14 protein-coding genes are annotated in these 12,986 nt (G+C 52.6%); 2 read left to right on the top strand and 12 right to left on the bottom strand.

Going from position 1 to position 12,986, the window contains the following annotated elements; translation table 11 throughout:
* The 4 genes from GOW04_RS01615 to GOW04_RS01600 all read right to left on the bottom strand — a co-directional run bounded on the left by GOW04_RS01615 (position 1) and on the right by GOW04_RS01600 (position 3,468).
* The gene (locus GOW04_RS01615) at positions 1 to 189 is read right to left on the bottom strand and encodes a hypothetical protein (RefSeq protein WP_058274732.1); all 189 of its coding nucleotides are present in this window, start codon (positions 187 to 189) and stop codon (positions 1 to 3) included.
* A complete protein-coding gene (locus GOW04_RS01610) occupies positions 186 to 1,124 on the bottom strand; it encodes a carbohydrate ABC transporter permease (protein WP_152458516.1) in 939 nt (312 codons plus the stop codon). Before GOW04_RS01610 ends, GOW04_RS01615 begins: the two co-directional genes overlap by 4 nt.
* A complete protein-coding gene (locus GOW04_RS01605; protein ID WP_171115163.1) occupies positions 1,121 to 2,068 on the bottom strand; it encodes a carbohydrate ABC transporter permease in 948 nt (315 codons plus the stop codon). Before GOW04_RS01605 ends, GOW04_RS01610 begins: the two co-directional genes overlap by 4 nt.
* A gap of 80 nt (positions 2,069 to 2,148) precedes the next feature.
* Positions 2,149 to 3,468, bottom strand: a complete 1,320-nt coding sequence (locus GOW04_RS01600) for an ABC transporter substrate-binding protein (protein ID WP_171232017.1) — start codon at positions 3,466 to 3,468, stop codon at positions 2,149 to 2,151.
* A 400-nt stretch (positions 3,469 to 3,868) separates the two neighbouring features.
* On the opposite strand from GOW04_RS01600, the gene GOW04_RS01595 reads away from it, so the two are divergent.
* Positions 3,869 to 4,651: an MOSC domain-containing protein gene (locus GOW04_RS01595; protein ID WP_171231351.1), complete on the top strand. Its 783-nt coding sequence runs from the start codon at positions 3,869 to 3,871 to the stop codon at positions 4,649 to 4,651.
* A 62-nt stretch (positions 4,652 to 4,713) separates the two neighbouring features.
* Here the strand turns inward: GOW04_RS01595 and GOW04_RS01590 are convergent, their stop codons facing one another.
* From GOW04_RS01590 to GOW04_RS01580, 3 genes are all read right to left on the bottom strand, one after another.
* The gene (locus tag GOW04_RS01590) at positions 4,714 to 5,100 is read right to left on the bottom strand and encodes a hypothetical protein (protein ID WP_171231350.1); all 387 of its coding nucleotides are present in this window, start codon (positions 5,098 to 5,100) and stop codon (positions 4,714 to 4,716) included.
* 84 nt (positions 5,101 to 5,184) lie between these two features.
* Positions 5,185 to 6,006 (bottom strand): phytanoyl-CoA dioxygenase family protein, encoded by an 822-nt coding sequence (locus GOW04_RS01585; RefSeq protein WP_171231349.1) that lies wholly within the window; start codon positions 6,004 to 6,006, stop codon positions 5,185 to 5,187.
* Positions 5,999 to 7,057, bottom strand: a complete 1,059-nt coding sequence (locus GOW04_RS01580) for an L-idonate 5-dehydrogenase (protein ID WP_171231348.1) — start codon at positions 7,055 to 7,057, stop codon at positions 5,999 to 6,001. The genes GOW04_RS01585 and GOW04_RS01580 overlap by 8 nt, the downstream gene beginning before the upstream one ends.
* 69 nt (positions 7,058 to 7,126) lie before the next feature.
* Between GOW04_RS01580 and GOW04_RS01575 the strand changes: the two genes are divergently transcribed.
* Positions 7,127 to 7,894 carry an SDR family oxidoreductase gene (locus GOW04_RS01575; RefSeq protein WP_171231347.1) on the top strand — a complete coding sequence of 256 codons (768 nt, stop codon included), beginning with the start codon at positions 7,127 to 7,129 and terminating at the stop codon, positions 7,892 to 7,894.
* 48 nt (positions 7,895 to 7,942) lie between these two features.
* On the opposite strand, the gene GOW04_RS01570 is transcribed toward GOW04_RS01575, so the two are convergent.
* The 5 genes from GOW04_RS01570 to GOW04_RS01550 are packed head-to-tail and all read right to left on the bottom strand — an operon-like array spanning position 7,943 to position 12,877.
* On the bottom strand, positions 7,943 to 8,533 hold the full coding sequence (locus GOW04_RS01570; RefSeq protein WP_171231346.1) for a LysE family translocator: 591 nt from the start codon (positions 8,531 to 8,533) through the stop codon (positions 7,943 to 7,945).
* 16 nt (positions 8,534 to 8,549) lie between these two features.
* Positions 8,550 to 9,509 carry a 2-hydroxyacid dehydrogenase gene (locus GOW04_RS01565; RefSeq protein WP_254430047.1) on the bottom strand — a complete coding sequence of 320 codons (960 nt, stop codon included), beginning with the start codon at positions 9,507 to 9,509 and terminating at the stop codon, positions 8,550 to 8,552.
* Positions 9,466 to 10,314: a fumarylacetoacetate hydrolase family protein gene (locus tag GOW04_RS01560; protein WP_152458523.1), complete on the bottom strand. Its 849-nt coding sequence runs from the start codon at positions 10,312 to 10,314 to the stop codon at positions 9,466 to 9,468. Before GOW04_RS01560 ends, GOW04_RS01565 begins: the two co-directional genes overlap by 44 nt.
* Before the next feature lie 11 nt (positions 10,315 to 10,325).
* Positions 10,326 to 12,122, bottom strand: coding sequence for an IlvD/Edd family dehydratase (locus tag GOW04_RS01555; RefSeq protein ID WP_171231345.1), 1,797 nt, complete (start codon positions 12,120 to 12,122; stop codon positions 10,326 to 10,328).
* Positions 12,119 to 12,877 carry an SDR family oxidoreductase gene (locus GOW04_RS01550; protein WP_171231344.1) on the bottom strand — a complete coding sequence of 253 codons (759 nt, stop codon included), beginning with the start codon at positions 12,875 to 12,877 and terminating at the stop codon, positions 12,119 to 12,121. The genes GOW04_RS01555 and GOW04_RS01550 overlap by 4 nt, the downstream gene beginning before the upstream one ends.
* Positions 12,878 to 12,986 lie beyond the last annotated feature (109 nt).

Below are 12,986 nucleotides of genomic sequence, written 5' to 3'. Positions count from 1 at the left end.
CTACTCCGGAAAATGGCTGACGATGATGAACATGACGGTTCCGATCAGCGTGACGATGAAGGAATAGGTGAACGCCCAAAGGACAAAGGGCTGCATCAGCATGAAGACACCCAGTGCGATCAGGATGGTGGCGACCATCTCCCACGGGCCGCGGCGGAGCCGCATCAATCCGGTAAGAAACTCGCTCATTTGCGTACGGCTCCGAATGTGATCCCGCGCAGCAGGTGTTTGCGCATCAGGATGGTGAAAATCATAACGGGGATCAGGAAGATCGTCGCACCAGCCGCAACCGCTGGCCAATCCAGACCGCCGATACCGATGATGGTGGGGATAAACGGGGGCGCTGTCTGCGCGTTGGCCGAAGTCAGCAGCACGGCGAAAGCATATTCATTCCATGCGAAGATCAGGCAGAAGATCGCAGTTGACGCAATGCCTGTGGCGGCTTGCGGCAGCACCACTTTGTAAAAGGCCTGAAACCTCGTGTAGCCATCTATGAGGGCGGCTTCCTCGTACTCTCTTGGAATTTCGTCGATGAAACCCTTCAGCAACCAAACCGCTAGGGAGATATTCACGCCCGTATACAGGAGGATCATTCCCAGATGCGTGTCGCTCAACCCAAGGTTTCTGAACATCAGGAAGATCGGGATGGCGACAGCGACCGGAGGCATCATCCTTGTACTAAGAATGAAGAACAGAAGGTCGTCTTTGAGCGGTACCTTGAACCTGCTGAACGCATAGGCGGCCAGCGTGCCGAGGAAAATACTCAAGAACGTGGAGCCAAATCCGATGATGACCGAATTCATGAAACGCTCGCCGAACTTGGAGGGCCCAACGATCACCATGTCATATTGGCGGACGATCTCATCGGCCCAGTTCTGCGGCGGGTTGGCTTCCAGAAACTCCTGCGTCTGCCTGGTGCGCGTGGTGAAAAGATTGACGTAACCTTCGAGCGTTGGGTCAAAGACCACTTTGGGCGGGTAGCTGATCGCGTCGGCGGGGGATTTGAACCCGGTCAGCAAAATCCACACCAGCGGGATCATCGTGATCAGCGCATAAGTGATGACCAGGATTCCTGCGATCCATTTGGACCGGTTCGAAGGTTCAGTGACGGAAAAGCTACTCATCTCTGTTTCACCTTGTTCAGGGCTTTGACGTAGATCGACGCAAGGCCGAACACGGTGACGAAAAGGATGATCGCATAGGCTGACGCGTAGCCCGTACGCCACTTTTCAAAAGCCTCCCGCTTGAGATTGATCGAAGTGAGTTCCGTAACGGACCCCGGCCCACCGCCGGTCAACTGCACCACCAGATCAAACATTTTGAAGTTCTCGATCCCTCGAAACAGCACTGCCAGCATCAGGAATGGCAGCACCATCGGGATCGTAATCGTAAAGAACTGCCGCAGCTTGCTGGCCCTGTCGATCTCGGCCGCCTCGTAGATGTAATCGGGAATACTGCGCAGCCCGGCCAGGCAGATCAGCATCACAAACGGCGTCCACATCCAAGTGTCGACGATGACGATGGCCCAGGGCGCCAACGTCACAGAACCCAGCATCTCAAAACTTGACGGGTCTTTGCCGGTGAACCACGAAACGATATAGTTGAACAGGCCGATCTGAGGCTGATAGAGAAACTTCCAAAAGTTCCCGACGACAGCAGGGGACAGCATCATTGGCAAGACAATAATCGTGGTCCAAAGGTCATTTCCCTTAAACTTCTTGTTGATTAGCCACGCCAAGGTGAACCCGATCAGAACCTGAAAAAAGATCGTCCAGAAGAGAAAATGCGCCGTCGCCTGCATATTCAACCAGGTGTCGGAATCCGTCAGGATACGCTCGTAATTCCTGAACCCGACATCCTTGACCTCGCGCCCTATCCGATTGGCTTTGTAGTTGGTAAAGCTAAGCTGGATTGTCCAAATCAACGGAAAAATGTTGATTGCAAGCAGCAGGAAGATCGTCGGGGAAATGAATATCCAAGCAATTGCTCGATCGGATAACCCTCTGATTTTGCGCGCAACTCGCGTGGGCGTTGCCTGCGCAACGCGATCTATGGTCCGGTCAGACATTTCTTTGCCAGTTCTTGTCGGTTTGGGACACACGGGTCATGGTGGAGCGGGCTTGAACCCGCTCCTGCCCTGCTTCCGGATTAAAGCTTGCCTTCGTCTTCGAAGACTTCGGTCCAATCCTCGATCAAAAGATCAAGCGCTTCCTGGGCGGTGCCTTGATCGGCGACAACGTAGTCATGGATACGTTTCTGCATGGCCAACAGCAATTCCGCATAAGCAGGCTCCTGCCAGAAGTCCTGCACACCTGACATGGCTTCCAGAAAGTCACCGGCAAAGGGTTGGCTGTCCACGAAGCCGGGGTCTTCCAGCACGGAGTTATGTGCTGAATAACCGCCCAGTTCCCACCATTTGGCCTGAACTTCGGGTTGCGCGAACCACTTGATGTACTCAAGCGCGGCATCCTGTTTGTCAGAATAGCTGACGACAGAAATCCCTTGCCCGCCCAACGTTGAACCTGCCTGATTTTGCGGCGGGTTCACGAAGAAGTCGATCTTGTCGCCACCGGTATTGGGATCGGCATAGAGTCCCGGGAAGAAAGCAAACCAATTCATGGCCATGGCGACCTGACCTGACTTAAAGGCGTCCAGGCTTTCACCCATGTAAGAGTTTGTGTACCCCGGAGGTGTCGCTGTTTTGTAGAACTCTTTGTAGAATTCCAGCGCTTCGACGGCTTCGGGTGAATTCACGGCGCCTTCCATGTCATACGAGCCCGGCGTATTTTCATACTTGAACCCCCATGGGTAAAGCGCACTCGTCACACCCATTGTTATCCCTTCCGAACCGCGCTCGGTAAAGATCGCAGCGCCGTACACGGTTTTTCCATCGATCTCGCGACCTTGGAAAAATTGCGCAATCTGCAACAGCTCTTTCTGGGATTCCGGTTCACGCAAATCTTGACCGGTAGCTTCTTTATAGGCGGCTTGGATATCGGGATCTTCGAACCAGTCCTTGCGATAGAACCAACCGTTCGCATCACCCATTGCAGGCAGCGCATAGTAATTTGGCGTGCCCTTTGGCCAAGTCGAATAAGCGTACACAGTTGCCGGCGCGAAATCATCCATACTGATGCCTTCAGCATCAAAGAAGTCATTCAGCTTTACATAGTGACCGTTCTCGGCTCCGCCGCCAATCCATTGGCTGTCCCCGATCAGCAGGTCACAAAGCTTCCCTCCGGAATTCAGCTCATTCAGCATGCGGTCCGCAAAGTTCGGCCAGGGCACAAACTCGAAGTTCATTGTGTGGCCAGACTCGGCCTCGAATTCCTTGGATAGCTCAACCAGCGCGTTGGCCGGGTCCCATGCCGCCCAACACAGTGTCAGGTCTTCAGCATTTGCCTTAGTAGAAAGAGTAGTAGCGGCAAGGACTATTGCGCTGGCAGACGCCAGTTTTGAGTAAGTCATCCATTCCTCCCTTTTTAACGCCGTCAATCGAGGATGTGCGAATCGCGGCATAGTTCCAAGGCTATTTGAGGTACGCACCTCAAGTCTAGATAATTTTGAGGTTCGTACCTCAAAGTGCCCCATGTGACTTTAAATTTATCCCCTATTCCTTTGTTTTTACGAAATTTACGGCGCGTCATCTCCTTCTGCATACTTTGCAACAATCCACTGGAAAAACCGCTAGTCTCAAAACAGTTCTTTGAAACTGACCTGCTGGCAGCTTTGGATAGCCAGTTCTCAAAGGCCTTGCATTGCTGGATTTTCGGCTTTCCGCCCCCCGCCCGAACGCGCGGAAATCGATGGACCAGAAGACGCAAGACGAGCCAAATTCGGCTGTTCACAACGGATCGGAAACCAGCGCATGAGCGAACTCAACATTGTCAGAATGAAGCGTTACCCTATCAAGGGTCTGAGTCCGGAGCCGCTGAACACAGTCAACCTGAGCGCGGGTGAGGGTGTACCTGGTGATCGCCTTTTCGGCTTTGCTCGCTACAATTCCGGCTTTGACCCGACTGACCCTAAGCCACTTCCTAAAGACCGCTTTGTTGTTTTACTGAAAGAAGCTGGGCTTGCGGGTCTCAGGACACGTTTCGACGCAACAACTCAGCAGTTGGAAATTGATGTGGACGGCCGCACCCACTGCTTCCGCATGAGCGAGCCCCAAGGAAAAACGGATGCCGCCAGACTCCTCTACGATACGCTGGAACTACAGGATCCTGAACCGCCTAAATTCGTGTCTTCGCACCCGCATCGTTTCACGGATGTTTCAGTCGTTTCACCGAAGATGATGAATGCGGTATCGGTACTCAACTTAAGCTCTGTTGATGCGTTAAGCAGAAAGTTGCGCACAGACATTCACCCGGCCAGATTTCGGGCGAATATCGAAATTGACGGATTGCCACCGTTTTCCGAGCTGAGCTCTGTCGGTTCCACCTTTGTGTTCGGCGATGTCAGGCTGCGGATACTCTCGCGGACGAAAAGATGCGCCGCTACCGAGGTGAATCCTGAGACGGCCCTACGAGACTTGAACATTCCGTTCTTACTTCGAACCCATCTGGGCCATATGGATATGGGGGTTTACGTAGAAGTGCTGGATGGCGGCACCCTCTTTGCTGGCCAAAAAGGAAAATGCCCGCAGGAATAAGTGGCCCAATTGATCAGACACTTAAACGTCTCCGGAATTCTTTTGGCATTCATCGGACGTGATCAGACCAACCTGTGCTCGGAATCACGCAATGCAACTCGCGAAAATTGCAGCATGAATCCAGATCGTCGAATGGAAATGATGCGAAACGGATACAAATGGCGGTGCTGTACGACAAATTGGAAGCAGTCTCTGCTAAGCCAGTACAGTTGCCCTTTTTGCCGCACCAAGTTCGCGCGGCCCGGCGAGAGCGACTGTGCGTGTTCGTTTATCCTACGCTCATTCATCAGGTCTTCGACATTGTAAAAGGCACAGGAAACCGAAGGTACATTATCACGGCCCGACGAATGATCCTGGGGTTGGCCTTGAATTCCTTGAATGGGCTTGAGTTGGTCATAGGTGGAGGCTTCGAAAGCCCCTGCCCGTTTCAATCCGAGTTCTTCTGACAAGACTGTTTTATATGTTCACCTGTTTTCGCAATTCAGGTCTGCTTTAGGGTTGGTGTAATAATGGTTCAGAGCTTGCGAAGGAAATCACTGCACTCCAGCGAAAAGTATTTGTTTCTTGCGGTCTGCATCCCTTTGACACAAATCGAAATCGTTCTCATGCAAAAAGCCCCGAGGGGAAGGCGCAACTAAGAAATGCCCAAAATCATCTTGCCCCGCGACAAGCGCAACCAGAGTTTTCACGCCGTTTTTCTGTTTCATTGAGGGTTTTATGAAACGCAACGCCGCGCCAATGCGTCTGTCGTCTGTGTTATTGGGTCCCGATGCGTGAAAGAGATGCCCGTGATGCATGGATGCCTGCCCTGCACGCAATTCCGCAGCCACTGCATCTTGTTCGTTCACATCGACTGCGATTTCCTGCCCGCGTGATAACAGATTGTTTTTGCTGAAGGTGTCTACGTGAGGCACGATACGGTTTTTATGGCTGCCTGGAACAAACTTCATACACCCGCTTTGCTCAGACGCTTCTGAAATCGCAACCCAACAAGTAACCTCTTCTGCATCATCCAATCCCCAATAGGTCAAGTCCTGGTGCCACGAGACGATTTTCGATGATCGCGCCTCTTTTACGAAAAGTGCACCGCTCCAAACCATGAGGTCCGGCCCCAACACCGTTGAAGCAGCCTCAGTCAGCTTCGGATGGCGGAGAAGTGCATCGAATGATGGTATCAGCCTGTCCGGATACGAGTATAGAAGCTTGAGTTTCTCTGGGTCATCTCTGAGGATGCGCTCTGCTTTCTCAAAATCATCGCGCAGCGTTTGAACCTCGGATACTGTCAGAATATCCAGCGGAGCCACGAAACCATCTCTTTCATAAGTCTTCGCTATATCAGGAATTCGTTTAACCATTGTTATTATCCGGAAATGTTAACTGCACCTTCATTGATCGGCTTCGATCAGACGCAACCTCGAAAGCAGTGACAGCCTCCCCAACTTCGAAGGAATGCGTCACCAGATGGTCGACGTTTAGTAGTCCGCTTCGCATCATTTCGACAGCGACCGCGAACTCGGAATGGAAACGGAAAGATCCGCGAAGTGCAATCTCTTTTGCAGTCAACGCCTGCATCGGCACTGTCATGTCTCCGCCCAGGCCAAGCTGAACCAAAGTTCCACGCGGGCGCAAGCATGCGACGCCAGAAGCCAGGGCCGATTGAGCCCCGGAACATTCCAGTTGGACGTCAATCTGGCCCTTGTCCTTTTCAAACCGTTCCAACATTTGCGGATCAGTGTAGGTGTTGATGACATCGTCTGCCCCGCATTCACGCGCTATGGCTAGGGTCTGGTCCGAGATATCTGTCGCGACTATTCTGGCCGCCCCAGAACGACGTGCCACCAAGGTCGTAAGGCAGCCGATCGGGCCGCATCCGGTGATAAGCACCGTTTTACCAACCAGGCTTCCAGCTTGTTTAACCGCGTGCAAACAAACCGCCAGCGGTTCTGCCATAGCGGCCTGTGCAGGGCTCAACCCGTCTGCCGGAACACATTGACTGGCTTTCGCCACGAGTTTGCTCCGAAAAGCGCCTTGGATATGCGGGAACGGCATTGCGCTGCCATAGAACTTCATATCAAGACAGTGGTTTTGCTGCCCGTTCAGACAATAGTAGCAGGCTTGGCAGGGGCGGGATGGAGAAACTGCAACCAATTGACCTAGGTTCAGCCCCTGCACACTTGACCCGAATTCTACGATTTCGCCGGCGACTTCGTGTCCAAGCACCATCGGTTGAAGCAACTTGATCGCGCCGAAGCCACCGTGGTTGTAGTAATGCAGGTCAGAGCCGCAAATCCCCCCCACGCGCAATGCAATTAAAACTTCGTCTTGTCCCAGGTCGCGTACATCCCGGTTTTCCAACCTCAGATCTTTCGCAGCATGGATAACAACAGCAACACTGGCCGAAGACATTGCGCAGACTCCCTATACACATCGCCAAAAGATACGGATAGTCGGTGCCGACAACCAAGGGATTTTTGCATGACGCTTGAAATGTTCAGCCTAAGTGGAACTCGGGCGCTGATAACAGGCTCCAGTCAGGGAATTGGATTTGCACTGGCGCGAGGTTTGGCCGCTGCCGGTGCGCAGGTCGTTTTGAACGGGCGCGACACCACAAAACTGGCGGCAGCAGCCTCCGAACTAAGTGAAACAGGCGCCTCGGTACGGGAACTTGCGTTCGATGCGACCGATCATGAAGGCGTCCGATCTGCTGTGGACGACTTTGAAGAAAAGGTTGGCCCGATAGACATCCTGATAAACAACGCCGGAATGCAACACAGGACGGAGTTACAGGATTTCCCCGCTGATGCCTTCGAGCGCCTACTACAGACAAATGTCGCGTCCGTCTTTCACGTCGGACAGGCAGTGGCACGACACATGATTGAAAGAAAGTCTGGCAAGATCATTAACATTGCGTCGGTTCAATCCGCATTGGCAAGACCGGGCATTGCGCCTTATACGGCAACAAAAGGTGCCGTGACCAACCTTACAAAAGGCATGGCAACTGATTGGGCCAAGTATGGTCTGAACTGCAATGCCATTGCGCCTGGATATTTCGATACACCTTTGAACGCCGCATTGGTTGCTGACCCAGCGTTTAGTGCATGGCTCGAGAAACGTACTCCAGCCGGTCGCTGGGGCAATGTAGAAGAACTTGTCGGTGCCGCCATATTCCTTGCGTCCCCTGCATCCAGTTTCGTCAATGGACATACTCTCTATGTCGATGGTGGAATAACGGCGTCACTTTGATTTGTGGCTTTCAATCCTCTGTTAAATGCGACTGACAGTAGATACCGTTTACAGCGCCGACGCCAAAGCAATCACCACAACAACAATCAAGGAAGCCGCCATCGCAAAGTTGATCCTTCGATGCGATCTTTGGCTTATATCAAGGCTGCCCAGTTTTGCGCCAGCACCCAGCCAGATCATGTGCACTGGCACCCATATCATATTGAAAACAAGTATTTTTATGACGACCTCCCAAATGGGCGCATCGGGCAAAAAGGCAAACCCTGAAAACAATGCTGTGCTGACCACGTAAGCCTTGGGATTAATGAACTGAAGTGTCAGCCCGTTCGCAAAACCAAGTGGCGAAACCGCTGGAGAAAACCCGACCTTTGAGCCAGCGCTGGCAATTCGCCAGGCCAGAAATACCAAATACCCGAGTGAGGCGCATAGCAGCAAAGTTCTGAGCGCCGGTATAGCCAAAGCTACCGCAGCGACTCCAGAGACAACCAACATCATGTTGATGAACCCGCCCAGCATCAAACCAGCCACAAAGGCAAGTCCAGCTCGAAAACCAAATGCTGATCCAATACCCGCAGTTGTTAGAACGCCTGGGCCCGGCGTAATCAGCAGAAAGAAAACCGCGACAGCAAACTCAAACACTCTTCAGATTGGCCTTTTACAGATCTCTGCATTCTGGCACAGCTGTGATCACCGATCCGTCCTTAAGGTGTTGCAGAAGATTGTCGACGGTTAGGTCACCCATAGCTGCACGCGTCTCAATAGTCGCGCTACCAGCGTGAGGGAGCAGAACGACATTGGACATCTCGCGCAATGCTTTTGGAACACGCGGTTCGTCCTCGAAAACATCAAGCCCCGCCCACCCAAGCTCGCCGTTTTGCAATGCGTTGATAAGGGCAGTTTCGTCGACGACCGAACCTCGACTAACGTTTATCAGAGTGCCGCCCGCCCCCAACGCGCGAAGCACCTCAGCGTTGACCAGCCTATTGGTCGACGGACCGCCGGGCGTGATGCATATGAGGACGTCAACATGTTCTGCCATTTCAACCAAATTGTCGAAATAGCGGTACGGGACATCCTTTTGATTGCGGGTGTGATAAGAGATTTCGGGGGCCCACGGCTCTAACTTATCAACGATCGCCTGACCAATGCGACCAAGACCAAGAATGCCTATCTTTTGATTGTCTGCTGATCGGGTCAAAGGGGCATTGCCTTCAACCTCCCACCGTCCGGACCGAACGTAATTGTCGTCACGTAAAAGCTCTCGGTAACATGACAGCAATAGCAGAACGGCGGTGGTTGCGACTTCTTTGTTCAAAACATCAGGTGTGTGTGTCACAACAATTCCGCGCTCAGCCGCAGCACTAGCGTCGACGGCGTCGTAACCGACCCCATAGACACTGATCATCTTCAGATTGCTGAGTGATATCATCAGATTATGCGGAACACCATCGTGCCCGTTCGTTACGATATGCGTAATACTATCCGCGTTGAAATCGTCCAATTGATGAATGTCGAACGCTGCGGACAGGCGTTCTCGCATCCGTTCAGTGATCCCGCCGATTTGCAATAAGTCAGTCATCTTGGCCGACCGTTTGCCGCTGAACACCAAGCCCATCGATGCGAAGCTCCATGACGTCGCCTTTTTTCAGGTAAACTGGTTCCGGTTTAATCCCCATTCCAACACCGGGCGGTGTTCCAGTTGAAATGACGTCGCCGGGGTGCAGTGTGAAAAGTTGGCTTAGATGTTCAATGATCTCGGCAACGGAAAAGATCATCGTAGAAGTATTCCCGGTTTGCATGCGCTGACCGTTTACATCCAGTGACATACCAAGACATTGAGGATCCGGCACCTCATCCCGGGTCACTAGCCAAGGACCTGTGGGGCCAAATGTGTCGCAAGACTTGCCTTTGGTCCATTGACCGGTCAATTGAGTTTGAAAGTGCCTTTCAGACACATCGTTCACGATGCAATAACCGGCAACGTATTCGAGCGCATCAGCCTTGGACACGTATTTGGCCGTTTTGCCGATGACGACGCCCAGTTCGCATTCCCAGTCGGTGTGAGTAGATCCGCGCGGCATGACAACATCATCATAGGCACCAATGACGGCTGAGTTTGCCTTGAAAAAAAGTATCGGATGCTCTGGAATATCTGCGCCGGTTTCTGCGGCATGGTCCGAGTAATTCAAACCGATGCAAAGAAATTTTCCGATGCCACCGACACACGGTGCGATACGAGGATCCCCCTCGACAATTGGCAGGTTATTCGGATCCAATGAGCGCAGATTATCAAGCGTTCCGTCATCCAGAACATCGCCCGTAACATCATTGATGTGGGCGGACAAATCCCGCAATTGACCCTGGGAATCGACCAAAGCAGGCTTTTCCGAGCCCTCGGCTCCGTAACGAACAAGTTTCATTTCTGTTCCTTTTAGTGATTGTCGCGTGGCATGAAGTCTCGCGCGATATCGCGGTAGTTTTCGGCACCCTTGAGCGTCATACCGCGATCCAACCGATCTACTTTTTCGCGGAATATTTCCTGCCATGGGGATTGATTGGGCGGCATTGTATACCCACCCTTTGCCTCCAGATCGCGGGCGCGTTCATGCAGTTCTTCAAGCGAAACCAGCATATCTGCTGTGCCTTTGCCAAGATCGATGCGCAGTCGGTCGCCAGTTCGCACCAAGGCCAACCCACCGCCCTCTGCAGCTTCTGGTGAAGCATTCAGGATAGACGGGCTTCCTGATGTGCCGGATTGCCGGCCATCACCGATGCAAGGAAGGGCTTCGATGCCTTGTTTCAACAAATATGCAGGCGGACGCATGTTCACGACTTCTGCGGCACCCGGGTACCCTTTTGGTCCTGCTCCGCGCATAATCAGAATACAGTTTGCATCAATTTTTTCGGCGGGATCATCGATCCGATGGTGAAAATCCTCGGGCCCATCAAACACAACCGCCCTGCCCTCAAATGCATTAGGATCATCCGGGTTCGACAAGTAGGTCTCTCGAAATGCCTGCGAAATCACAGATGTCTTCATAATCGCACTCTCGAACAAGTTGCCCGAGAGATTGATGAACCCCGCCTGTGGCTTAACCGGGCTACTGACAGGCTTGATTACGTCGCTATTCTGAGACCGGCGCGTCGAGCAATTTTTGCCTATCGTCTTACCGTTCACCGTTATCGCATCGGGATGCGGCAGCAATCCAGCATCAAGAAGCTCTCCGACAACGGCGGGAACACCCCCGGCCTGCTGGTAATCTTCGCCCAGATATTTACCCGCAGGCTGCATGTTAACCAACAGAGGAACGTCGTGGCCAAGCTTCTGCCAATCATCGTTGTTCAATGGAACACCAAGATGCCGGGCGATCGCATTCAGGTGTATCGGCGCGTTCGTCGATCCACCGATCGCCGAGTTTATGACAATCGCATTCTCAAAAGCCTGACGTGTCATCACATCACTGGGGCGTAAATCCTCCCAGACCATGTCCACAATGCGTTTACCCGTTTCATAACTGATTTGACCGCGCTCTCTGTACGGGGCTGGTATGGCTGCTGATCCTGGCAATTGCATACCCAAGGCTTCAGCAAGCGAATTCATGGTCGTTGCTGTGCCCATCGTATTGCAATAACCCACCGAAGGTGCCGCGGCGGCTGCGATCTCCATGAACTCATCGGTGTCGATTTCATCAGCCGCAAGGTCTTCGCGCGCTTTCCAAATAACCGTTCCTGATCCGGCGCGCTCACCTTTCCACCAGCCGTTGAGCATTGGGCCGACCGACAGGGCAATCGCTGGGATGTTGACGGTCGCAGCGGCCATAAGAAGTGCGGGCGTGGTCTTGTCGCAACCAATGTTCAGAACAACGCCATCAATCGGATACCCGAATAGACTCTCAACCAGGGACAGATAAGCCAGATTGCGGTCGAGAGAGGCCGTTGGCCGTTTACCGGTCTCTTGTATCGGGTGGACCGGTATTTCGATGCACGTTCCCCCGGCGGCGATGATCCCGTCGCGAACGCGTTTGGACAACTCGATATGATGCCGGTTGCAGGGGCTCAAATCACTCCCGGTCTGAGCAATCCCAATGATCGGCTTGCCCGATTGCAGTTCTGCGCGGGTCAATCCGTAATTCAGGTATCTCTCAAGATACAATGCCGTCATCTCAAGGTTCTCAGAATTCATGAACCACTTGCGAGATCGCAGATCATTTTTTGATATTTTAGTCATTGGCCTGACCATCCCCCATCAATTATGTGCGTGTGTCCCGTGGTGAATGCACTTTCATCGCTCGCCAAATAGACGACCAATGCAGCAATCTCTTCTGCCTTCGCTACACGCCCCATGGGCTGACGCGCCACAAATTGTGCAAGGGCTTCTTCTCTGCTGCCCAGTTGCTCGCCCAACGCATCTACGCGGTCACGCCAACTGGGACTGTCGACTGTTCCCGGACAAATGCAATTGCACCGAATTCCTCGTGTTATGAAGTCCACGGCTACCGATTTCGTCAGCCCAACAACGGCAGCCTTAGTCGTTCCATATACAAAACGATTTGGCGCACCGATTATGGAACCCAGTGCAGAAGACATGTTGATAATCGAACCTCCTCCGCGCTCTAGCATCCCCGGCAATACAGCCTTTGTCGTGCGCACCATTGAGCGCACATTCAGGTCCATGGCGAAGTCCCATTCTTCGTCGGTTGCATCCAGAATAGTTCCGTGATGCACGAACCCGGCGCAGTTGAACAAAACATCCGGCTTCGCTCGCGCGACCCCATCATGAATACTGTCATTATTTGTCACATCCATCTCGAAAATTTCGAGATTTTCGAGATTCCGATCGCGAATCAAATTTAGTTTTTCAGGGTTAATATCCGTCGCATAGACTTTCGCACCCTCTCTTGCCATCGCAATTGCGCTTGCAAGTCCGATCCCTTGTGCGGCGGCTGTAACCAGCACGTTTTTTCCCTTAAGTCTCTCTGACATATATATTTTCCGACCCTAGAAGTGGCGACTGGACACGTGTTTCTTCGTCCCACAGATCAACCGAGAAGCAAAGAAACCTTGGTGGATTTGCAACGACTTCTGGCATGTG

This window comes from Ruegeria sp. HKCCA4812, from assembly GCF_013034245.1.
In the GTDB taxonomy this organism is placed as follows: domain Bacteria; phylum Pseudomonadota; class Alphaproteobacteria; order Rhodobacterales; family Rhodobacteraceae; genus Ruegeria.
The sequence above is the reverse complement of the archived record's forward strand: the minus strand, read 5'-3'. Positions and strand labels throughout refer to the sequence as shown.